We start from the raw sequence: 22,141 nt of genomic DNA on the forward strand, positions 1-22,141 counted from the left end.
GATCATTCCAATCGCGCCGCCGGCTGTACCAGCAGCGTGGGAATCCCGCAGGTCGAGCTGCGCACCGTGACCACGCGGGTGCCTGGCTTGCGGCCGGCGCGCGGCTCCGACACCAGGACCCCGGCATGGAGAAGTCGCGCGCGGGTGGCGTCGATATCCGCGCAGCGCCAGCTCATGCCCCACAATTTGTCATGGTTGACGTCGGAACCCGCCACCGGGCGGTGCACGACCTCAACCACGAGATCGCCGCAGCGAAAGAACATCAGCCGGCCCCAATCCTGATGCGAGCGGTCGAGCGCCATGTCGAGCCCGAGCCGCGCTCCGTACAGTGCCGCGGCGCGTTCGGGGTCGGCGGTCGAAACCACGATGTGATCGAGCCCGGTGATCGGCGCCACGCCGGTGGTCGGCGAAAACGGACGCTCCGATGCCAGTTCAAGAAAGAACAGCCTGACGCCGCGCGTCGCATCCGTCGCGGCGCGGGTCCGCTTCCAGGACAGCGTGGCGCCGGACGCGGCGTCGTGGCTTTCGACCTCGGCAATAGCGTCGGGCTTCAGCGCCACCCGCTCCAGCCGGCGATGCATCTTCGCAACGTCGCCGACGCGAAAGCAGATGCTGGCGAGCCCCTCGCCCTGGAACTTGATGACGTGGCGAATACGCTCGGCGATCGGGCCGTCGCCGGCCGGCGCCATCAGTTCCAGCGTCATGTTGCGCAGCGTGAACAGCACGGTCTCGGAGCCATCGCCGCTGCTGCGCCAGGACGGCGCTCGCGCCAGCAGCAATTCATAGGCGGCGGCTCCCGCCGCGAGATCGCTAACCAGCACGACGACGTGATCGATTGCGGTGATCATCGGACGGCTCCCCTCCAAAGGCTTGTTCTTGTAAAAACGATCGAACCAGTCGGCGCGAGCGACGCTATGCAATTGATTCAAACTCGCGAGACTGATCGCTCCGCTAAAGGCCACTTACACCGACGTGGATTCTAGGCCGTCGTTGGTTACCTTTTTCTGCACTGGACGAAAACCGAGCGCGGCGCCGCCGGCGAAACTGGCGTCCGGCCCGATCGCTTCCTCGATCCGCAAACATTCGTTCCACTTCGCCATCCGCTCGGAGCGCGAAAACGAGCCGACTTTGAGCTGCCCGGCGTCCCAGCCGACCGCAAGATGCACGACGGTTGTGTCCTCGGTTTCGCCGGAGCGCGCCGACACGATGGTGCCGAACCGGGCCTGCCTGCCGGCGTCGAGCGCCGCGCGGGTCTCGGTCACGGTGCCGGCCTGGTTGGGCTTGATCAGCACCGCGGTCGCGGCGCCGCTCGCGGCGGCCTCGGCAACCCGTGCCGCGTTGGTGACCAGAAAATCGTCGCCGATCACCTGGCAACGATCGCCATAGGCCGCGGTGAAAGCGCGGAAGCCGGCGGCGTCGTCCTCGGCCAGCGGGTCTTCTATGGATACGATCGGATAAGTATCAAGCCAGCGGCCGAGCATCGCGATCATTTCGTCGGTGCCAAGTGCGCGATCGTCGAGCGCCAGCGCGTAGCGGCCATTTTTGCCGAACTCGGATGCGGCAACGTCGAGCGAGATCGCCACTTGCGGCCCCGGCTCGAGGCCGGCCCGTTCGATCGCCCGCACCAGCGTATCCAGTGCCTCCTCGTTGCTGGTGAACGCTGGCCAGTAGCCACCCTCGTCGGCCACGCCCTGCAGCTTGCCTGCCTGTTTCATCAGGCTGCCTGCGGCGAGATAGACTTCCGCGGTCCATTCGATCGCCTGCGCGAACGACGCCGCGCCGGGACACATCACCATGAAATCCTGCACGTCGACGCGCCGCGCCGCGTGCGCCCCGCCGCCGAAGATCTGGATCTCCGGCAGCGGCAGGCGCACCTTGCGGCCCTGCGCCAGATGCATCCAAAGCGGCACTTTGGCCGCAGCGGCCGCCGCGTGCAGCACCGCCATCGAGGTCGCCACGATGGCGTTGCCGCCGAGGCGGGCCTTGTTGGCGGTGCCGTCGCGCGCGATCATGATCGCGTCGATCGCGGCCTGATCGGCAGCGTCCTGCCCGATCAGCGCCTGCTCCATTTCGCCGTTGACGGACGCCACCGCGCGGCCGACATCGAAGCCGCCGAGCTTCTTGCCGCCGTCGCGCAGATCGACCGCCTCGCCGCTGCCCATCGAGGCTCCGGCCGGCGCGATGGCGCGGCCGGTGGCGCCGCCACGCAAACTCACATCGACCTCGACGGTCGGCCGGCCGCGCGAATCCCACACCCGGCGGCCATGCACCGCCGCAATTGTCGTATTGGTCATCGAAGCACTTCCCTTGCCCAGGCGTCGCTGATCGCCGCGAGTTGCTCGGGCTTCGCCACAATCAAATGGCGCGCGACCCTGCGGACCCGCGCTTTGTCGCTCTCATCGGTGATGTATTCGACCGGCGACTTGCCGTCGACCCGGGCCAGAAACAGCGCCGGCAACAGCGCCGCGGCGCGGCGCTCCAATTCGTGCTTCGGCTCCCAATCGATCTCGGCGCGATAGGCCGCAGCGAGCGCATCGAAACAGCCGAGATACCCGGCCGCGGACGATGGCGTCCACAGGCATTTCAGCAGCATGTGATTGAGACAGAACGCCAGGTCGAAAGCGGGGTCGCCATACCAGGCGCATTCGGCATCGAGCAGTATCGGGCCATGCGGGCCGACGAGGATGTTCTTCGGACTGACGTCGCCATGCACCAGCGCGATATGGGTTGCCAGCGTGGCGCGCGACAGCGCCATCAGCGCCGGCGCCAGATCGGGATGGGCCTCGGCGGTGGCCTCGAGATAGGGCTCGAGCCGGATCGCGTGAAACAGCGCATCATTGGCAAAACGCCGCGCCACGGTTTGCGAATGCGCGGTGGCGGCATGAATGGCGCCGATGGTGCGCCCGACCGCCGTGGCGAAATCCGGATCGCACTGCCCCGCCGCGAGTCGCTGCTTCCACACCGGATGATGTTCGGGATCGAGATAGTCCATCGCGAACGCGCCGAGCTCGGGATCATGCGCCAGCACGCGGGGCACAGCGTCGGGCACCACCTCGGCGGCGGCGCGTAGCCAGTCGACCTCGCTGGCGTTGCGCGACACCGGCACGGTCCAGTCCCGCGCCACCCGCAGTTTCGCCAGCGCGCGCTTCACCGCGAACACCGCGCTGCCCGCTTCCACCTTCCAGATGTCGGACGCCACCCCGCCGGTCAGCGGCGTGAAGCGCGGCGTGATGCCGGGTTCGATCAGTCCTGCATCACGCAGAAACGCCGCAACCGCGGTTTCTTCGACTGCAGCAAGAATCACGGGAACAGGCCCCTCATATTTTTCGCGGCGCGGACCTTTTCCACGCCGATCGCCATCGCGGCGGTCCGGTGCGGAACGTTGTCGGCGTTGGCGCGCGCTATCATCTGGTCGAAGGCACGATCGAGGATCTGATATTCGCGCCGTGTCACCTCTGCCTCTTCCCAAAACAGTTGCTGCAGATCCTGCACCCATTCGAAATAGCTGACGATGACGCCGCCCGAATTGCACAGCACGTCCGGGATCAGGAAGACCTCGTCGCGGCGTTGTGCCAGCACCAGGTCGGCATCCGGCGTGGTCGGTCCGTTGGCGCCCTCGGCCAGCACCCGGCATTGCAGCTTCGCAGCGGTCTCAGCGTCGATCACCCGCTCCATCGCCGCCGGGACCAGCACGTCGCAGCGCAGCGTCAGGATCTGCGTCGGATCGAACTGCAGCTCGGTGGAAAATCCGGCGATGCTGCCATGCGCGGTCGCGTGCCGCATCAGCGCCGGAATATCGAGCCCGGCCGCGTCATACAAAGCTCCGGTGTGATCGCTGACCGCGATCACCTTGAGCCCGAATTGCTGCAATTCCAGCGCGGCGTAAGAACCGACATTACCGAACCCCTGGATCACCGCGGTGGCCCGGTTGAGATCGATCGCCAGCTCAGCCATCACCCGTTTGGCCAGATGCGCGACACCGCGCCCGGTGGCTTCGCGCCGGCCCAGCGTGCCGCCCGACGCCACCGGCTTGCCGGTGACGATCTCGGTGACGGTGCGGCCCTGATACATCGAATAGGTGTCCATGAACCACGCCATCACCTGTTCGTTGGTGCCCATATCGGGCGCCATCACGTCGGTGTGCGGGCCGACGAACGGGATCATCTCCTGCATATAGCGGCGCGATAGACTTTCGAGCTCGCGCTTCGAGATCGTCGCCAGGTCGACCCGGATGCCGCCCTTGGCGCCGCCATAGGGCAGCCCGACCAGCGCGCATTTCCAGCTCATCCAGATCGCCAATGCGGCAACCTCGCCGATACCGACACTGGGAGCGAAACGGGTGCCGCCCTTGGTCGGGCCGAGCGTCAGATGGTGCTGGACCCGGTAGCCCTCGAACACCTCGACCGAACCGTCGTCGCGGTGGATCGGGCACGACACCGTGATCGCCCGCTTCGGCAGCAGCAGCCGGTCGCGCTCGTCCATCGGGATCCCGAGATGATTGGCGATCACGCCGAACTGCCTGGCCGCCATGTCGAACACGTCGCCGGAATAGATCGACATCGCTCGTCCTCCCTGGGGCTTCTACGGACCACGGCGCAACGCCCCGAGGCCGCCCCATCGCTATCCCAACCTCCGCCCGGTTGCGAATAATTTCAGCGAATGCAGTGCAATAAGCGGTGCTAAGGTATAAGAGCCGGGTCGGAATCGTAGCAGTGGATCATTCATGCAGGCTCTCTTCATCGGACAGACCTATATCGACGTCACCTTCATCACCGACCACATGCCGACCGGCGACGAAAAGCACGTGGCGTCCGATTACGCGGTGTCGTTCGGCGGCAACGCCGTCACCGCGGCGTTTTGCTGCGCCAAGCTCGGGATCGTGCCCGACTTGATTGCCACCGTCGCCAATGACTGGCTGGGGCGGATGTTTCAGGACATGAGCGCGAAATACGGAATCGAGATCCATCCGCGCAAGGTCAATTCTTCCTCGCTGTCCTTCATTATGCCGAAGGACGGCAAGCGCGCGATCGTGCGCTGCCGCGACGACGAGCATATCCATCCGTTTCCGCTGCTCAACCTCGGCCAATGCCGGGCACTGCATGTTGACGGCCACCAGCCTGACGCCGCGATCCATTACGCCAAACTGTGCCGCGAGGACGGCATCCTGACCTCGCTGGACGGCGGCGGGCTGCGCACCAACACCCACGAGCTCTTGGAATTCATCGACGTCGCCATCGTCGCCGAGCGGCTCTGCGAGCAGATGGATCTGACGCCGGAGAAGATGCTCGACTATCTCAAGAGCCGCGGCTGCCGGGTTGGCGGCGTGACGCAGGGCGAGCGCGGCCTGCTGTGGTACGACGAAGCCGGGACGGTCCGGACGCTGCCGGCGCTGCCAATCCCGCGCGCGCGCGTACTCGACACCAATGGCGCCGGCGACGTGTTCCACGGCGCCTACGTCTATTCCTATCTCGCCATCCCGGAGAAAAGCTGGGCCGAGCATTTCGAATTCGCCCGCGCCGCCTCGACCTACAAGATCCAGCGGCTCGGCAACGAGGCCGGCCTGCCGACGCTGGCCGATATCGAGGCGGTGAAGCAGGAGTTCGCGGCCAACGTTTGAAACGCGAGGCGCCTGAGTTTTGCCCACCTCTTCCATAGGGAGAGGTCGACCGGCGCAGCCGGTCGGGTGAGGGGTTTCGCCCTCTCGATAGGCATTACCCCCTACCCCAACCCTCTCCCCATGGGAGAGGGAGCGCGATGCCGTCTCGGCGACGATTCGATCACGTCCTACTTCAGCATCCCCATCGTCCGCGGCAGCCAGAGCGTCAACTCCGGGATCAGTGTGATCGCGATCAGCGACATCAACAGCGGGATCAGCCACGGCAGGATCGCCACCGTCGTGCGTTCGATCGACAGTTTGGCGATCCGCGACAGCACGAACAGCACCATCCCCAACGGCGGATGCAGCAGGCCGATCATCAGGTTCAGCGTCATCACCACGCCGAAATGAACCGGGTCGATCCCGACCTTCAGGATGATCGGCATCAACACCGGCACCAGTATGCTGATCGAGGCGATCGGCTCGAGGAAGCAGCCGACCACCAGCAGCAGCACGTTGATCAGCAGCAGGATGATGTATTTGTTGTTGGTGAGATTGAGCAACGCCTCGGCGCCGGCCTCGGTCAGCCGGGTCGTGGTCAGCACCCAGCCGAACAGCGAGGCCGCGGCGACGATCAGCAGCACGCCGGCGGTGGTCTCGATAGTGTCCATCGAGACCTTGTAGAACTGCCTCAGCGACAGCGAGCGGTACAGAAATATCCCGAGGATCATCGCCCAGGCACAGGCGGCGATCGCCGCCTCGGTCGGGGTGAACCAGCCGAAGGTCATGCCGCCGATGATGATCGCGGGCGTCAGCAGTGCCGGCAGCGCGGCGACGAAGCTGCGCCCCAGCGTCGCCCAGCGAAACGCCTGGTCGCGGCCCATGCCGTAGCGCCGGGCGCAATAGCTGACATAGATCATCATGAAGATCGTCATCACCGCGCCGGGGATGAAGCCACCGAGAAACAGCGCGCCGATCGAGACGTTGCCCATCATGCCGTAGATCACGAACGGCAGCGACGGCGGGATGATCGGCCCCAGCGTGGCGGAGGCCGCGGTGACGCCGACGGAAAATTCGGTCGAATAGCCGTGGTCCTGCATCGCCTTGATCTCGATGGTGCCGAGGCCGGCGGCGTCGGCGATCGCGGTGCCGGACATCCCGGCGAAGATCACCGAGCCGAAGATGTTGACGTGGGCGAGCCCGCCGCGCATCCAGCCGCAGCTCGCCACCGCGAAATCATAGATCCGGTTGGTGATGCCGGCGGAATTCATCAGATTGCCGGCGAGAATGAAGAACGGCACCGCCAGCAGCGGGAAGCTGTCGAGGCCGCCGGCCATGCGATGCAGGATCACGAAGTCGGGGATGCCGGCGATAAAGTGGGTGTAGAGCAGCGACGCCAGCCCCAGCGAAATGAACACCGGCACGCCGACGATCAGGGCGGCGACGAAGACGACGATGGCAACCGGCATTCGCTCGACCCTACTGTCAGTCCGCGGGAATCTGTTCGGTGACGTCCGGCGCCCGCCGCCAGCCGTCGCGCGCGTTGTGCCATACGGTCTGGATCTGCCGCACCAGCATCATGAAACAGCCGAGCCCGACGCCGCCATAGACGATGCTCATCGGCAGTTCGATCACCGTCATGGTCTGCTGCTGCATGCGCTCGGTGATGGTCACCGAGAAATAGGCCAGCAGGCCCATGAAGCCGAGGGTGACGAAGTCGACCAGCGCCAGCAACGCCGCGCGCAGCGGACTGGGCGCCATCAGGTTCGACAGCAGTTCGACGGCGATGTGGGATTTCTTCCGGGTCACCACCGCGCCGCCGATAAAGGCCAGCCACATCAGCCCGTAGCGCGCGATCTCTTCGGTCCAGGACAGGCTGTCGTTGAGGACGTAGCGGGTGAAGAACTGCAGGAACACGATGATCGCCAGCGCCCAGAACAGCACGAAGGCGATCCAGTCCTCGGGATGATGCGAGATCACCACCTCCTCGTCCTGCGCGACGATCAGGCGGACTTCATCGGGCGGCGGCGACTTCGACTTGGCGTTGCTTATCATCGGCGCTGGCCCTCATCGGAAGTCTCGATCGAAAAGCGGCTACCAAGATCAGTCAAATTCGTCATTGCGAGGAGCCCTTGCGACAAAGCAATCCAGGAATTTCGTGCACAGCGCCCCTGGATTGCTTCGCACAACGGGCGGCGCTGCGCGCCGACCCGTTGGCTCGCAATGACGGACTTGACTGCTCGTTACTTCATCGCCTGCAGCGCGTCATATTGTGCCTGGGTCCAGCCGGCGCCGGCCGAGGCGTCATTGTGCAGCGGGATCGCGGCCTTGCGGAACGCCTCGCGGTCGGGCTCGACGACGGTCTTGCCGAGCTTCTTGAACTCGGCCGCCAGCACCTGCTCGGAGGCGCGGATCTTGTCGGTGGCCTTGGCGGCGGCTTCCTTCAGCACCTCCTGGAAGATCTTCTGCTCGTCGGGCGTGAGCTTCGACCAGACTTGGCTGCCGACGATCGTTACCAGCGATTCGGTGATGTGGCCGGTCAGGATGATGTGGCTCTGCACCTCGTAGAACTTCTTCGCCATGATGGTCGGCAGCGGATTTTCTTGGCCGTCGACGGTGCCCTGCTGCAAGGCCAGATACACTTCGGCGAAGGCGATCGGGGTGGCGTTGGCGCCGACCGATTTGGTGAACATCAGAAACAGCGGCGCCGGCGGCACCCGCAGCTTCATGCCTTTCATGTCTTCGGGCTTGGTGATCAGTTTGTTGGCGGTGACGTGGCGTTGGCCGTAGTAGGTCAGCGCCGCGACCTTGTGCTTGGTCTTGTCGTCATAGCCCTTGGCGATCTCGGCAAACAGCGAGCTGTCGCGATAGGCCTTCCAGTGATCGAAATCGCGCAGGATGAACGGCGCGCCGGTGATTGCGATCGGCTTGTAGATCGAGCCGGCGAAATTCACGCCCGTATAGATGATGTCGACGGTGCCGAGGCCGAGACCCTCGTTGATCTGGTTCTCGTTGCCGAGCTGCGAGGCCGGGAAGACCTGGATCTCGTATTTGCCGTTGGTGCGCTTCTTGATTTCGTCGGCGGCCCACAGCGCCTCGGTGTGATACGGCTCGGCGATCTCGTAGACGTGCGCCCATTTCAGCTTGGTCTGCGCCGATGCCGGCGCCGACATCGCCGCGAAAATGATTGCCGCGGCCACAGCAAAGCGACTTGTCCAGCTGGACATGATCATCCTCCCCGCATTTCAGTCGAGACCTCGTTGACGGGTCTTCGGTCGACAGGCTCGCTTATTAGGCGGGGGGATGCAAGTGGGCGCTGGCGCGAACGGGTACTACGCCATCGCCTTTTTCAGATCGAACGCCGGATCGGCGGCCTGCTCGGGGGTGATCGAGCGGTTGGCCGGCAGCATCTTACGGCCGAATACGTGGTCTGCGGCCCGGTTGACGGATTCGATCCCGATCAGCTTGCCGGCCTTGTAGCAGAACGCCGAAAACGAGCGCTCCGCGACGTCGCCTCGCACCACGACCTGGTCGAAGCCTGCGGTCAGGCCCGCAATCTGCAGCTTGTCGTCGCCCTGGTCGCTCCAGAACCACGGATAGCCGTCATATTTCTTCGCTTCGCCGGTGAGCCTGGCCGCGACGCAACGCGCTTGGTCGGTGGCGTTCTGCACCGATTCCAGCCGCATCTTCTCGCCGAACCGCTCGCTCTGGAACAGCGAACAATCGCCGATCGCCGAAATATTCGGATCGGCGGTCAACAGCTGCTCATCGACGATGACGCCGGAGGCGACGGGCAGGTCGGCCGCCTTGGCCAGTTCGACATTCGGAATCACGCCAACGCCGACCACCACCAGATCCGCCGGAATCACCCGGCCGTCGCTCAGGCTGACGCCGGTGACGCGACCGCCCTCGCCTTTGATCTCGTTCGCCTGCACGCCGTAGTGAATGCGGATACCCGCGGCGGTGTGGCGGTCGTGAAAATAGGCAGAAATTTCCGGCGTCACCGCGCGCGACATCACCCGCGGCGCCAGTTCGACGACGTCGACCTCGAGCCCTTTGGCCCTGGCGGTCGCGGCAAATTCCAGTCCGATGAAGCCAGCGCCGACCACCACGGCGTGCTTGCGCTGCGCCATTCGCAGCCGCACCTGCTCGCTCTCGTCCATCGTGCGCAGATACAGCACATCCGCCAGCGTCGCGTTCGGCACGTCGAGCATCCGGTTGCGGGCGCCGGTGGCGAGCACCAGATGGCCGTAGTGCAACGCCGCGCCGGAATGCAGAAACAGCGTGTTGGCGTTGCGATCGATCGAGGCCGCGCGATCCGGGATCAGTTCGATGTTCTGCTCGGTGAAGAATTTCTGCGGCCGGAACATCAGCGAATCCGGTGCGCCCTCGCCCTTCAGATAGGCCTTCGACAGCGGCGGGCGCTGATAGGGCAGATGCTTTTCGTCGTTGATCAGGCAGATGCGCCCGGCAAACTTGGCCTGGCGCAGCGATACTGCGACTTGAAAGCCGGCGTGTCCGGCTCCCACGATCAAGACCGGTCCTGTCATCATCATGCTCATGTTGTTGGCGCGGCGGAAAACGCGCGTGTCGCGCGATGGAAAGCGGCCAGCCTGTAGCACAAACCGGGCCGCGTTTGTCAGCTTCTTGCGACCGCGCTTAGACTAAAGGACCCCCTCGCCGCGACCATCGCCGCTCAGCGCGGCGGCGGCGAGCGATCCAGCACTGCTGCGGTCGCACCTTCAAGCGTGTCGAGTTCGACGGAGTCGACCACCAGCGGGCCGCGCATCCTCGTGACCACGCCGACGTTTTCGATTCTGGCGAATTTTGCCAGCAGGTCCTGCCGCGCCGGTGCATTGTCGGCTCCGACCAACAGCAGCTTGCCGGAGAGCTGCGCGGGATCCGGTTCCGGCACGTTGATCCAGCGGTAGCGTTCGGTGCGCTGCGCCACGCAAGTTTCCTTGGGCAGATAGAAGGCGAGCCACCCGACGGTGCCGTAGTCGTCGGCCAGCACGCAAGTCGCGCCGACCCGTCGCCGCGTCGTCTCGATCTCGCCCGCCATCCGGGCGACGCCGACGCCGACGCTGCGCGCGCTGGCGTCCCGCATGTATCCAGTCAGCAAGCCGGTGTTGGCCTGCACCGCCATCATCATGAATATCAGCACGCCGGTCGGCAGCGCCCAGCGCCGACAAGAATCGACGAAGCGCTGCTGGCGCGGCGGCCAATGCACAACGGTCGCGGCGACCGCGGCGGCGACCGCGGCGGCCGGATAGATCGGGCTCAGCCAGTTCGCCTCGACCCGGCTGTGGGTCGCGTGCCAGACGAAATACACCACGATGGTCCAGACCATCGCATTGATCAGAACGCGCGCCGCCGAAGTCCCGGCATTACGGCGGAGCAAGGCATAGAGCCCCATCGCGCCGAGAATGAACACCAGCGGCGTCGCCAGAATGAACTGGGTCGGCAGCAGCTCGGCGATATATCCGGGCCTGAACGCATTGATGCGAGCCCGGCCGAATTGCTTGATGAACGACATCCACTGGTGATCCGCGTTCCACAGAATCACCGGGGCGAACATCGCCAACGAAATCAGCCCGCCGAGATAGGGCCATGGCGACAGCAGCCAACGCCGTAAACTCGGCACCCAGAGCAGCCAGATCAGGATCGCCGGCCCGAAAAACAGCGCGGTGTATTTCGATAGCAGCGCGGCGCCGACCGCGACACCGACGGCAAGCCACCAGATCCCGCGCCCACTCGCCAGCACCTGCGCCAGGCCGTACAGCACGAAGCTCGACGCCACGATCAGCGGCGCGTCCGGCGTGACGATCACGGTGCCGGCGGCGACCATCATGGTGGCGTTGAGCAGGATCGCGGCGCTCGCCGCCACCCTCTGGCCGCCGAACAGCAGCTCGGCGGCGCGCCAGGTCGCCCAGCTCATCGGCAGCGCCAGCAGTACCGAGACCAGTCTGACGCCGAATTCAGTATCGCCAGCGATCATGGTGCCGAGCCGGATCACCACGGCGACCATCGGCGGGTGATCGTAGTAACCGCCGGCGAGGTGCTTCGACCAGGTCCAGTAATAGGCTTCGTCGAATGTCAGCGGCGTCAATGCCGCCGCGCACAGCCGCAGCGCCACCAATCCGACGACGATCAGGATCGTGCCGCGCACCAGCCGCCGCTCCATCAGGTCCATCGCGATGCTATCGCTTGCGCCAGACGAACAGCCCCGACATCGCGTAGTTCCAGACCACGCCCATCAGTGCACCCGCCGCGCCCGCGAGCCACCAGATCGGCTCCTGATTGTAGACCGAGAAAGCAACACCGACATTGGCGACCAGGCCGACGCTGCACACCAGATAGAACAGCAACAGCCCGCGCAGAATGCCGAGGCCCCGCAGCCGCTGGTCGCGATAGGTCAGGAAATTGTTCAGCACGAAGTTGCTGGTCATGGCGAGGATCGCGCCGCAGGCCTGCGATTCCGGGAACGGCAATCCCACGATCTTGAGGGCGATGAACAACGCCAGAAAATGCACCACCACGCCGATCGAGCCGACGGTAGCGAACAGCAGGAAGCGCAGCGAGACAATGTCGTTGGTGAATTTCGCCAGCAGCAGGCCGAGGAAATCCAACGCCACCATGGAGTCGAGCTTGCTCTCGCCGTGCAGCCGCGCCCCGAAGGTGAACGGAACCTCCACGATCCGCAGAGTGCCGCGCGCAGTCGCCACGATATCAAGCAGGATTTTGAAGCCCTGGGTGGAGAGCTGCGGCGCCAGCTGCTCGAACCGGTCGCGCCGGATCATGAAGAACCCGCTCATCGGATCGGCGATCTCGACCCGCAGCACCCGCTTGGCCAACGCGGTCGCCAGCGCGCTGACGCCGGCGCGCTGCTTGTTGAAGCTGTCGGCGCTGCCGCCTTCGATGTAACGGCTGCCGACCACGAGTTCGGCGGCCCCGCTTTGCAACAGGCCCAGCATCTTGGCCAGCTGGGTTTCGTCGTGCTGCAGATCGGCGTCCATCACCGCCACATAGGGCGCGCTGGAGGCGAGAATGCCCTCGATGCAGGCGCCGGACAGGCCGCGCCGGCCGATCCGCCGCAAGCCCCGCCCGCGCGGGTCGCGCTGCCCCAGCTCGCGCACCAAATCGGCCGTTCCGTCGGGCGAATTGTCGTCAACGAAGATGACTTCCCACGCCACCCCGGCCAGCGCGGCATCCAGCTTGCGGAACAGCTCCAGCACGTTGTCGCGCTCGTTGAAGGTGGGAACGATGACCGACAGCAGCGGGCAGCTCGCCAGCGCTTGTGTTCCGGTGTCCGGTCTGATGGCTTGATTCATGGCGCCAGCGTATAGCCACGGCATCACGCGATGCCAAGGCGTAGGCCGAACCAAACTAGCTTGGAACCTGGAAAACCGGGAAAACGGGTGGAAAAGCACCCCAGAAATGCCAACGACCACGAACAACAGGTGCGCGTACATCCGGCGCTGCCAAGCTATTCAGTGGTCGTCCCAGCGCCGGTGCTATGAAGCATCAACGTCGCCGTTGAATGCAAGATAGGGACGACCCGTCGGTTCCGCAAGGGGGAAGCTGCAAATGACCAAAAGCACCGGCAACATCCGCATTGGCGTCGGCGGCTGGACCTATCAGCCCTGGCGCGGGGTGTTCTATCCCGAAAAGCTCCCGCAGCGGCAGGAATTAGAATACGCCGCCTCCAGGCTGACCTCAATCGAGATCAATGGCACGTTTTACGGCTCGCAGAAGCCGGAGAGCTTCCGCAAATGGAAAAACGAGGTGCCGGACGGCTTCGTGTTCGCGCTGAAGGGGCCACGCTTCGCCACCAATCGGCGGGTGCTGGCGGAGGCCGGCGACAGCATCAAGCGGTTCTACGAGTCCGGCGTGCTCGAACTCGGCGACCGGCTCGGCCCGGTGCTGTGGCAATTTGCCCCGACCAAGAAATTCGACGCCGCCGATTTCGGCCATTTCCTCGAACTGCTGCCGCGGACGCTCGACGGCCGCGCGCTGCGCCATGTCGTCGAGGTCCGGCACGACAGCTTCTGTGTGCCGGAGTTCGTGACACTGCTGCGACGGTTCAAGACCCCGGTGGTGTTCGCCGAACACGCCAGCTATCCGGCGATCGCCGACCTCACCGGCGACTTCGTCTATGCCCGACTGCAGAAGGGCAAGGACGGCGTCAAGACCGGATATCCGCCGAAGGCGCTCGACGCCTGGGCGAAGCGGCTTGCGACCTGGGCCGACGGCGGCGAGCCCGGCGACCTGCCGCGGATCAACGCCACCAAGCCGAAGCAGCAGAAACGCGACGTCTTCGCCTACGTCATCCACGAGGGCAAAATCCGGGCGCCGGCCGCGGCAATGGAATTAATCAAGCGCCTGAAATAATCTTGAAAAAATCTTGGGCCGCATCCCGCGCATCGGAGCACCTGAATGGCCAAAGCCAAGAAACTGTTCACTGTCGGCTATGAGCAGACCCCGGCCAAGGCGGTCCTCGACGAGTTGCAGCACGCCGGCGTCAAGCTGTTGGTCGATGTCCGCGCCGTCGCCGCCTCGCGCCGCCCCGGCTTTTCCAAGACCCAGCTCGCCGCCGGCCTCGACGAGCGCGGCATCGGCTATCTGCATCTGCGCGGGCTCGGCACCCCGAAGGACGGCCGTGACGCCGCGCGCGGCGGCAAGTTCGATCAGTTGCACCGGATCTATGCGGCGCACCTGAAGACGCCGCAGGCTAAGGAACAACTCGACGAATTGTCGGCCTTGGTGCGGAAAGCCGGGCCGATCTGCATCCTGTGTTACGAGCGCGATCACCGCCAATGCCACCGGCAATGGATCGCCGAGATCATCGCCGAACGCGACGGCGTCAAGGTGGACAATCTGTTGCCGTCGCAAGATTGAGTGCCGTTGGCCCCGACTGGTGCTCGCCTTGCGCCGGATCAATTCGGCGGCGTCGGCGAGGCTGTTAGTGTTCGATGCGCAACAAGGGAACCGGTGATGGACAAGCTCGATTTCATGAACGGCCAGATCAGGGCATTACTCAACTTCGCGACCGCCGTGATCAAGTCGTATCCTTCGCCCGAGATTCTCCAGCATCATTTCGAACAGGTCGCGCGCACCGACCCCACCTCGCCCGAAGGCCTGTCGATCTCCGAGGCCTATGTCGACGGGATCGCTGATATCGATCGCCAGCTCGCCGTCGCGCTTGAACAAGTCATCCAGAACGCGCACCGCCGTGAGGCGAACCCGGATTGAAGTTTCGCCAATCCGCTGGACAGACCGCAAGACCGCGGCTTTAATACCAACATTGCTGACGATAGGTATTTTTGCGTAAGGATTTATTGCGGTGCGTTGCGTTGGGTTGGCGCGCGTGGTGTGCGTGGCCACGGCCATTGTGGCCAGTGGTAGCTTTTCGATTGCCCAGACCGCTGCAATCGATCCTCCGCCTGTTGACGATCTCAGCGGCGGCACCAGGCCGGAACAATTGCTGCTGTTCGGCGGATTCGATCTGTGGCGCAACAGTCTGGCCGGCTATGGCGGGCTGCAATGGGCGGCGAGCGATCTGAACAGCGATGGCTTCATCGTCCGGCTGTTGATCGCCGACAGCGCAGAGCGCTACCGCACCCCGACCACCACCTTCACCACCAATATTTTCCGCGCCTCGCTGCTGCCGGGGTGGCGGTTCAAGCGCGGCGAGTTCGAAATCAAATTGTTCGCAGGATTGGACCTGGAACATCAAAAGCCGATGCCAGATGTCGTCGGCGCCAGGCCGCGCGGCATGACCCCCGGGCTGCGGGTCGCCGCCGAGACCTGGCTGGAGCCGGTTCCGGAAATCATGCTGGCGACGTCGTTTTATGTCACCACGATCGGGTCCGGCTATGGCGCGCGCGGCGCCGCGGGCTGGCGGCTATGCGATCGATTTTGGATCGGCCCGGAACTGTCCGGTTCGGCCGACGAATTCAGCCGGCAAACCAAGGTCGGGGTACATCTGACCGGGCTGCGGATCGCCGAACTCGAATGGTCGGTCGCGGCCGGCTATCTCAACGACAGCTATCATCGCAGCGGCCTCTACGCCCGGATCGGCGTGCTGACGCGGCAATAGAAACCGCCCTTCTGAACCATGCCGCTAATCCAGCGTGCGCCTGAACCGCGTCATCGCCACCAGCATCAGCGTCGCCAGCGCCAGCGCCAGCGTATCGTAGCGCAGATTCACCAGACTCGAGCCTTTCAGCATGATGGCGCGGACGATCCGGATAATGCGTCAGCGGCGGGCAAGGTCGTTCGCGCCTGAAGATCGTGCGGCGCCGCCTTAGCGACCCCGCCGCCGAATTACCGCGAGTGCGCACCGCTCAGTTCGCTGAGCTGGATCGCAGAGCGCGGCAGGCGGAGCGCGAAGGCGCCGTCGCCGAGCAGCGCCTGCACGACCAGCGCCACCACCCAGAATGCCGGGTATTCCCAGCCGCCTTTGGCGTTGTCGAAGAAGAACCCGGCCGCCCCATGCACGGTGAAGATCGCGCCGAGCAGGATCGGCACAATCGCGATCGCCACGACCCGGGTCCAAACGCCGAGGATCAGCGCGATGCCGCCAAGGACTTCCGCGGCGATCACCACATAGGCGAGTTCGGGCGGCAGTCCGACGCTGCCGAAAAACTTCGCCGTACCAGCCGGGGTGAAGGTGAACAATTTGAGGCTGGCGTGGGCGAGGAAAAGGACGCCGAGGCTGAGGCGCAGCAACAGCGCGGCATAGGGGGCGGTTCGGGTATCGATCATGGCTGTCTCCTGAAAGTGGTTGCGAAACCTATGATCTATTCCTTCTGATGTGATAATATGGCACCGTGGAAATACAGTTCACACCAAGAGAGTGAAATAGCCATGCTGGATCGGCTGATGGGGCTCGAGGTGTTTGCGAAGGTCGCCGCGTCCGGCAGCCTCTCGTCCGCGGCGCGGGCGATGGGGATGTCGCAAACCATGGTCACCAAGCACGTCGCCGCGCTCGAGGCGAGGTTGGGCGTCAAGCTGTTTCACCGCACCACAAGGCGGCTGTCGATCACCGAGGCCGGTCGCAATTACCTCGAATCGTCCGAGCGCATTCTCGCCGAGATCGAAACAGCGGATGCCGCCGTCGCGGCGGATCGGCTCGAAGCCCGAGGTTTGCTGCGGCTGAACGCGCCGGTCTCGTTCGGCGCGCGGCAGATCGCCCCGCTGCTCCCCGAATTCGCCGCGCGTCATCCGCTTGTCGGCGTCGAGCTGGGCCTCAACGACCGTCTGGTCGATCTTGCCGACGAAGGCTGGGATTTGGCGATCCGGATCGGCAGTCTGAGCAACTCAAGTCTGATCGCGCGGCGAATAGCGCCGTGCCGCACCATCGTATGCGCGGCGCCGTCCTATCTCGAAGCACGCGGCGTCCCGCGCAAGGTTGCGGACCTCACGGATCATAATTGCCTGGGATACACGCTGTCGCAGCGGGCCCGGTTCGATCGCTGGGTGTTCGGCGCGCGGGGAGACGTCAGCGTGCAGGTGTCAGGCAATCTGCGCGCCAACAATGGTGACGCGTTGCGGGCCGCCGCAGTCGCGGGGCAAGGCCTGATCTATCAACCGACCTTTATCGTGGCCGACGATTTGCGATCTGGCAGCTTGGTCGCTCTCCCCCTGGACCAGCCGACCGCCGCGCTGGACGGGGTCTATGCGGTCTACCTGCCGGACCGCCACCCGGCCGCCAAGCTGCGCGCATTCATCGATTTCTTCGCGACCCGTTTCCTGCCCGAGCCGCCATGGGATCGGGGCATCGTCGCGCGCACCACCTAGCTGTGGAATTTCAGCCCGTCGACGATCTTGTCGATCACCTTGCGCTCGGCGCGGAGCGCCAGGCCGACCAGGTTGAGATCGGCGCGCAGCACCGCTGCGACCGCGGCGCGGTTGGCTTCGTCGTGGGTGGTCTTGAACATCTCTTCGGTGTAGATCGCCGGCTTGACGTTGCGCGAAAGCGCCCGCTCCAGGGCGCGGGTCAGCGCCGCGCGGTCGGCGCCATAGATCAGGATCGGCTGCCCAATCAGCGCATGGTATTGCGTGCCGGAGCCGTCCTGATAGGGCTCGCCGATGCATTCCGGAAACGCAGCGGCGATGCCGCTGGTGAGAAACGCCGCGACGTTGAGCTTCTGCCAGGCTTCGAGATCGGTGCGGATCACAACCGCGATCTTGGTGTCGAATTGCATCTGAACGAATTAGCCCGGATCGAAAGCGATGTCAGCCTTTGGCGTCGCAGGCCCAGGCCCGGATCACGCATTCCTTGCCGCCGAATTCGTAGCACTTCTTGGTCGCCGCGTTGAGCGAACTGGAGATCTTCGGCATCACCGCGTAGCCGTGGGCTCCGCAGGGATTCTTCAGATCGACCGCGAAGGCGGCACAGGAGCGCTTCATGGTGAGCAGGGTGCAGTCGCCCTTGCATTGCTTACGCGCCGCGTCGATCGCCGCCTTCGGCGCGGGAAAATCATAGGCCTGGCCATAGGCGCCGCATTGGCCGATGGCGAATGCGCCCGCCGCCAGCGACGGCGTCACAACTCCCGACAGAGCCATGATCACCGCGATCAGAACCGCCGCGCCACTGCGCAAAGCCAGCCAGAATCTCAAAATCCCCTCCCCCGAGGTCATCCCGGCGGCAGACTACGCGGAGGACGTTTCAACTTGGTGAATGGAACCCACACATCCGATCGGCGTACCGCTCAAGACAGAGCGGCCAACGATTCCGGTCAATGATTGGCCGCCGAGACGGTGATATTTTGCGCATCGTCCGCCGATTCTGGAGACCGCTCATGGACTGTCGCAAATCAACACTCCTGCTCGCCGCGATCATGATCGTTCCCGGCATAACGCCGCTGTCGACCGCGGCGGCGCAGTCATACGACCAACTCAAAGCCTGGTGCTTTGGCGAGGCGACCGACGATCAGACCCTTCAGGGATGCGACGCCGTCATCAAGCAAAAGCGCGAGACCCCGAAGGGGATTGCCGCCGCGCTCGCCAACCGCGGCGGCGCCTACTACAAAAAGGACGAATTCCGCCGCGCGCTCGCGGATCTCGACGAGGCGATCAAGCTCGACCCCACCAACGCTGTCGCCTTCAACGCGCGTGCGGACGTCTATTTCAACAGCAATCGATCCGAATTGGCGTTCCGCGATTACGACCAGGCGATTCGCCTCGATCCCAACGTCGCGGCCTTCTTCAACAACCGGGCGAACGCCTATGACGAAAGCGGCCAGTACGACCGCGCGATCGAGGATTATAGCCGAGCAGTCGCACTCAGTCCGACTAGTGTCAATTCGCTGAGAAATCGCGGCGCGACCTTCTACAGGAAGGGCGAATACGATCGCGCCTTGCAGGATTTCGACGCGGCACTCGCGATGAAGCCCGATGACGCCGACGCCTTCGACAAGCGCGGCGTTACCTATGCTGCCAAGGGCCAGTTTGACCGCGCGATCGAGGACTACGACCGCGCCATCACCATCAATCCGAACGCCGCCCTAGCGTTCAACAATCGCGGCAGCGCCTTCATCGCCAAGAAGCAATACGATCGCGCCATCGAAAGTTTCAGCCGGGCGATACAGATCACGCCCCGCTTCGCGATGGCCATCAGGAATCGTGGCGCCGCTTACGCAAACAAGGACGACTATGATCGCGCCATCCAGGACTACGACCTGGCGATCCAGATCAACCCGAAATACGCCAGCGCCTACCGAAGCCGTGGCAACGCCTATTGGGCCAAAGGACAGCTCGACCGCGCCATTCAGGATTTCGACGAGGCGATCCGGCTCAATCCGAACGACACCGATGCGAAAGCCCGGCGCGACGAGGCGCTGAAGGCGAAGGACGCGGCGCAGAAGCCGAAGGCGGAATAGCCGTCACGATCGCCGCGCCGGACTGCGCTGCGGGATCACCCGCGCCGCGCGTCTTCCAGCGCCTGCGGGGTGTCGATGTCGAGGAAGGCGCCGTGGCCCTCGACCGGCACTTCCGCCACCGCTTCGCCGTGTTTGGCGATCAGATGCCGCGCACCGATGTCGCCGCCGAGCGTCATCAACTCGGCGAAGAACCGCCGCGACCACAGCACCGGATTGCCGCGCCGGCCATCGCTGACCGGCACTGCGATCAGCCCGCCGCGATCCGGCGCGAAGGCTTCGATCAGCCGGTCGATCAGTTCGGCGTCGATCAGCGGCATGTCGCCGAGGCAGACCACCGCGCCGTCGGCCGTCTCCGGCACCGCGGCGATCCCGGTTTTCACCGACGAAGCCAGGCCCTGTGCAAAATCCGCATTGTGCACAAAGCTGACCTTCAGCCCGCTCAGCGCCTCTTGAACCTTGTCGGCCTGGTGCCCGGTGACGACGATGACGCTGGACGCTTTCGACGCCAGCACCTGCTCGGCGACGATCCGCACCAGCGGTTTGCCGTTCAGTTCAGCCAGCAGCTTGTTCGGCCCGCCCATCCTGGTCGAGCGGCCCGCCGCAAGGACGATCGCGGCGACCTCGCGGTTGCCGTCGGCGGCGAGCGGCACGCGCGGCTGCGGCCTGGTGACGATTTCCATCAGCAGGCCGCCGACGCCCATTCCGGTGAGGTCGGCGCGGCCGACCTTGAGGCCCGCGAGCAACCGCATCAGCACCCAGTCGAAACCGTTCTCCACCGGCGAGCGCGCGCAACCCGGCGCGCCGAGCACCGGCACGCCGCGCGCACCGCCGATCAGCAGCAGATTGCCGGGATCGACCGGCATGCCGAAATGTTCGATTGCTCCGCCGATCTGTTCGATCGCCGCCGGGATCACGTCGCGGCGGTCGGCGATCGCCGAGGCGCCGAACACGATCACCAGTTCGGCGCCGAGCCCGAGCAACTCGTTGATCGCCGATGCCAGCGCGGCTTGCTGATGCGGGACGCGGCGCTCGGCGACGATCGACGCACCCGCCGGCGCCAGCCGCTCGGCGGTGACGCGCAACGTCTTCTCGATCACCTTCGGCGCCAGTCCCGGCAGCAGCGTCGAGACCACGCCGACCCGCTTGATCACGAATGGCGCGATCCGCAGTGCGCCGCCGACGGCCGCCGCAACCGCCGCGTCGCGCAGCTCGCCCGCGACGCCGAACGGAATGACCTTCACTGTGGCGATCATCTCGCCTTCGACCACCGGCTTGAACGCCGGCAGCGTCGCAAAGGTGATCGCTTCGTCGACGCCGTTGATGCGGTCGACCACCGCGCGGTCGATCACCAGCACGCCGGCGATTGCGGCGAACAGATTGGCGCGGCCGGTGAAGGCGCGCTCGACATGGACACCGGCGCCTGCAACGGCGCGGGCGACATCGGCGGCGGCAACATCCTCGGAGACGTCGCCGGCTTCCAGCTGCACCACCACGATTTCGGCGACGCCGGCCTTGGTCAGCGCGTCGACCTCCCCGGCGCCGATCGTCGTCCCCTTCTTCAGCAGCAGCGAGCCTTGCCGCAGCGTATGCACGGTGACGCCGCCGATCGCATCCGCTGGACGGAGCGGACCGAACTTCATGCCGCTGCCTTCGGCAATCGCAGTGTCGCGGTGATCTCGGCCATGATCGAGACCGCGATCTCCGATGGCGACACCGCGCCGATCGCCAGCCCGATGGGCGCGTGAATCCGCGCGATGTCGGCGTCCGAGGCACCCTGCGCCTTCAGCCGTTCGCCGCGCTTGGCGTGGGTCTTCTTCGAGCCCAGCGCGCCGATGTAGAAGCAGTCGCGCGCGAAGGCGTGGAGCAGCGCCGGATCGTCGATCTTCGGATCATGGGTCAGCGCCACGAAGGCGGTGTAGTGATCGATGTTCAACGGCGGCAGCGCAACGTCGGGCCATTCGGCGATCAGCGGCACGTCTGGAAAACGCTCCGGACTGGCGAAGGCGGTGCGCGGATCGACCACGGTGACGTCGTAGTCCAGCGACCGCGCCAGCGGCGCCAGGGCCTGGCTAATATGCACCGCGCCGACGATCACCAGCTTCGCGGTCGGCGCGTAGACATTGAGGAACAGTTTCTTGCCGTCGACCTCAATGCTGGCGCTCTTGCCCATCCGGAGCTGCTTGCTCAATTCGGCATGCAGCGGGTCGGCGGCGACCTCGACGGCCTTCACCAGCCGCTGCTCGCCCGACGCGGTATCAGTGACCACGATCGCCGGACGGCGCGCGGCGCGTTCGGCATTCAGCTCAGTAAGCGTTGAGAGTTTCACGCGCCCACCTTCTCGACATATACCCGGATGGTGCCGCCACAGGACAGCCCGACTTGCCACGCGGTCTCGTCGGCGACGCCGAATTCCAGCAGCTTCGGCTGGCCGCTGGCGATCACGTCGAGCGCTTCGGTCACCACCGCGCCCTCGACGCAGCCGCCGGACACCGAGCCCAGAAAGGTGCCGTCGTCATTGATGACGAGGCTGGAGCCGGCCGGGCGCGGCGCCGAGCCCCAGGTCTCGACCACGGTGGCGAGCGCCACGCCGTGACCGGCCTTCTGCCAGTCCTCGGCCGCCTGCAGAATATCCTGATCGCGATTGAGCATGGCGGTCTCG

General features: G+C 65.0%; 23 protein-coding genes and 1 pseudogene. 7 read left to right on the plus strand and 17 right to left on the minus strand.

Translation table 11 applies throughout. The annotated features are described in order from the left end of the window. Positions 1 to 2 precede the first annotated feature (2 nt). From HXX15_RS00475 to HXX15_RS00490, 4 genes are all read right to left on the minus strand, one after another. Complete coding sequence (locus HXX15_RS00475; RefSeq protein WP_296511530.1) at positions 3 to 848, minus strand: VOC family protein; 846 nt, start codon at positions 846 to 848, stop codon at positions 3 to 5. Positions 849 to 962: 114 nt separating this feature from the next. Then, positions 963 to 2,294, minus strand: coding sequence for a phosphopyruvate hydratase (gene eno, locus HXX15_RS00480; protein ID WP_296511531.1), 1,332 nt, complete (start codon positions 2,292 to 2,294; stop codon positions 963 to 965). Continuing rightward, positions 2,291 to 3,304 (minus strand): phosphotransferase, encoded by a 1,014-nt coding sequence (locus tag HXX15_RS00485; RefSeq protein ID WP_296511533.1) that lies wholly within the window; start codon positions 3,302 to 3,304, stop codon positions 2,291 to 2,293. Before HXX15_RS00485 ends, eno begins: the two co-directional genes overlap by 4 nt. Continuing rightward, a complete protein-coding gene (locus tag HXX15_RS00490; RefSeq protein ID WP_296511535.1) occupies positions 3,301 to 4,560 on the minus strand; it encodes a Glu/Leu/Phe/Val dehydrogenase in 1,260 nt (419 codons plus the stop codon). The genes HXX15_RS00485 and HXX15_RS00490 overlap by 4 nt, the downstream gene beginning before the upstream one ends. Positions 4,561 to 4,723: 163 nt before the next feature. Between HXX15_RS00490 and HXX15_RS00495 the strand changes: the two genes are divergently transcribed. Then, a complete protein-coding gene (locus tag HXX15_RS00495) occupies positions 4,724 to 5,617 on the plus strand; it encodes a sugar kinase (protein ID WP_296511537.1) in 894 nt (297 codons plus the stop codon). 167 nt (positions 5,618 to 5,784) lie between these two features. On the opposite strand, the gene HXX15_RS00500 is transcribed toward HXX15_RS00495, so the two are convergent. The 6 genes from HXX15_RS00500 to HXX15_RS00525 all read right to left on the minus strand — a co-directional run bounded on the left by HXX15_RS00500 (position 5,785) and on the right by HXX15_RS00525 (position 12,927). Continuing rightward, positions 5,785 to 7,065, minus strand: coding sequence for a TRAP transporter large permease (locus HXX15_RS00500; RefSeq protein WP_296511539.1), 1,281 nt, complete (start codon positions 7,063 to 7,065; stop codon positions 5,785 to 5,787). Positions 7,066 to 7,081: 16 nt separating this feature from the next. Beyond that, positions 7,082 to 7,651 (minus strand): TRAP transporter small permease, encoded by a 570-nt coding sequence (locus HXX15_RS00505; protein WP_296511540.1) that lies wholly within the window; start codon positions 7,649 to 7,651, stop codon positions 7,082 to 7,084. Positions 7,652 to 7,839: 188 nt separating this feature from the next. Next, a complete protein-coding gene (locus HXX15_RS00510) occupies positions 7,840 to 8,823 on the minus strand; it encodes a sialic acid TRAP transporter substrate-binding protein SiaP (protein WP_296511542.1) in 984 nt (327 codons plus the stop codon). 105 nt (positions 8,824 to 8,928) lie between these two features. Beyond that, a complete protein-coding gene (locus tag HXX15_RS00515) occupies positions 8,929 to 10,149 on the minus strand; it encodes an FAD-dependent oxidoreductase (protein WP_296511543.1) in 1,221 nt (406 codons plus the stop codon). A 143-nt stretch (positions 10,150 to 10,292) separates the two neighbouring features. Beyond that, the gene (locus tag HXX15_RS00520) at positions 10,293 to 11,789 is read right to left on the minus strand and encodes a glycosyltransferase family 39 protein (RefSeq protein ID WP_296511545.1); all 1,497 of its coding nucleotides are present in this window, start codon (positions 11,787 to 11,789) and stop codon (positions 10,293 to 10,295) included. Positions 11,790 to 11,796: 7 nt separating this feature from the next. After that, positions 11,797 to 12,927 carry a glycosyltransferase family 2 protein gene (locus HXX15_RS00525; RefSeq protein ID WP_296511547.1) on the minus strand — a complete coding sequence of 377 codons (1,131 nt, stop codon included), beginning with the start codon at positions 12,925 to 12,927 and terminating at the stop codon, positions 11,797 to 11,799. A 256-nt stretch (positions 12,928 to 13,183) separates the two neighbouring features. On the opposite strand from HXX15_RS00525, the gene HXX15_RS00530 reads away from it, so the two are divergent. From HXX15_RS00530 to bcsS, 4 genes are all read left to right on the plus strand, one after another. After that, complete coding sequence (locus HXX15_RS00530) at positions 13,184 to 13,987, plus strand: DUF72 domain-containing protein (RefSeq protein WP_296511549.1); 804 nt, start codon at positions 13,184 to 13,186, stop codon at positions 13,985 to 13,987. 45 nt (positions 13,988 to 14,032) lie between these two features. Further along, on the plus strand, positions 14,033 to 14,494 hold the full coding sequence (locus HXX15_RS00535) for a DUF488 family protein (protein ID WP_296511551.1): 462 nt from the start codon (positions 14,033 to 14,035) through the stop codon (positions 14,492 to 14,494). Between the two features lie 96 nt (positions 14,495 to 14,590). Next, on the plus strand, positions 14,591 to 14,848 hold the full coding sequence (locus tag HXX15_RS00540; protein WP_296511553.1) for a hypothetical protein: 258 nt from the start codon (positions 14,591 to 14,593) through the stop codon (positions 14,846 to 14,848). 124 nt (positions 14,849 to 14,972) lie between these two features. Beyond that, positions 14,973 to 15,695, plus strand: coding sequence for a cellulose biosynthesis protein BcsS (gene bcsS, locus HXX15_RS00545; protein ID WP_296511554.1), 723 nt, complete (start codon positions 14,973 to 14,975; stop codon positions 15,693 to 15,695). A gap of 24 nt (positions 15,696 to 15,719) precedes the next feature. On the opposite strand, the pseudogene HXX15_RS00550 reads toward bcsS, so the two are convergent. Together HXX15_RS00550 and HXX15_RS00555 are read right to left on the minus strand one after the other, a co-directional pair. Then, positions 15,720 to 15,867: pseudogene (locus HXX15_RS00550) on the minus strand (ABC transporter permease); the annotation flags it as partial. Between the two features lie 55 nt (positions 15,868 to 15,922). Then, on the minus strand, positions 15,923 to 16,363 hold the full coding sequence (locus HXX15_RS00555) for a DoxX family protein (RefSeq protein ID WP_296511556.1): 441 nt from the start codon (positions 16,361 to 16,363) through the stop codon (positions 15,923 to 15,925). A 102-nt stretch (positions 16,364 to 16,465) separates the two neighbouring features. On the opposite strand from HXX15_RS00555, the gene HXX15_RS00560 reads away from it, so the two are divergent. Further along, positions 16,466 to 17,398: a LysR family transcriptional regulator gene (locus tag HXX15_RS00560; protein WP_296511558.1), complete on the plus strand. Its 933-nt coding sequence runs from the start codon at positions 16,466 to 16,468 to the stop codon at positions 17,396 to 17,398. Here the strand turns inward: HXX15_RS00560 and HXX15_RS00565 are convergent. Together HXX15_RS00565 and HXX15_RS00570 are read right to left on the minus strand one after the other, a co-directional pair. Next, a complete protein-coding gene (locus HXX15_RS00565; RefSeq protein ID WP_296511559.1) occupies positions 17,395 to 17,805 on the minus strand; it encodes a DUF2000 family protein in 411 nt (136 codons plus the stop codon). The genes HXX15_RS00560 and HXX15_RS00565 overlap by 4 nt on opposite strands. A gap of 31 nt (positions 17,806 to 17,836) precedes the next feature. After that, positions 17,837 to 18,166: a DUF4189 domain-containing protein gene (locus HXX15_RS00570; protein ID WP_296514736.1), complete on the minus strand. Its 330-nt coding sequence runs from the start codon at positions 18,164 to 18,166 to the stop codon at positions 17,837 to 17,839. A gap of 236 nt (positions 18,167 to 18,402) precedes the next feature. Between HXX15_RS00570 and HXX15_RS00575 the strand changes: the two genes are divergently transcribed. Beyond that, positions 18,403 to 19,482 (plus strand): tetratricopeptide repeat protein, encoded by a 1,080-nt coding sequence (locus HXX15_RS00575; protein WP_296511560.1) that lies wholly within the window; start codon positions 18,403 to 18,405, stop codon positions 19,480 to 19,482. A 35-nt stretch (positions 19,483 to 19,517) separates the two neighbouring features. On the opposite strand, the gene HXX15_RS00580 is transcribed toward HXX15_RS00575, so the two are convergent. Genes HXX15_RS00580 through HXX15_RS00590 form a run of 3 tightly spaced genes read right to left on the minus strand, consistent with a single transcriptional unit; the run spans position 19,518 to position 22,131 of the window. Further along, entirely contained in the window at positions 19,518 to 21,122 is a 1,605-nt protein-coding gene (locus HXX15_RS00580) for a molybdopterin-binding/glycosyltransferase family 2 protein (protein ID WP_296511562.1), read from the minus strand. Beyond that, on the minus strand, positions 21,119 to 21,808 hold the full coding sequence (locus tag HXX15_RS00585) for an XdhC family protein (RefSeq protein ID WP_296511564.1): 690 nt from the start codon (positions 21,806 to 21,808) through the stop codon (positions 21,119 to 21,121). The genes HXX15_RS00580 and HXX15_RS00585 overlap by 4 nt, the downstream gene beginning before the upstream one ends. Next, on the minus strand, positions 21,805 to 22,131 hold the full coding sequence (locus tag HXX15_RS00590; RefSeq protein WP_296511566.1) for an XdhC family protein: 327 nt from the start codon (positions 22,129 to 22,131) through the stop codon (positions 21,805 to 21,807). Before HXX15_RS00590 ends, HXX15_RS00585 begins: the two co-directional genes overlap by 4 nt. Between the last annotated feature and the right edge of the window lie 10 nt (positions 22,132 to 22,141).

This window comes from Rhodopseudomonas sp., assembly GCF_013377015.1.
Taxonomy (GTDB): domain Bacteria; phylum Pseudomonadota; class Alphaproteobacteria; order Rhizobiales; family Xanthobacteraceae; genus JARJEH01.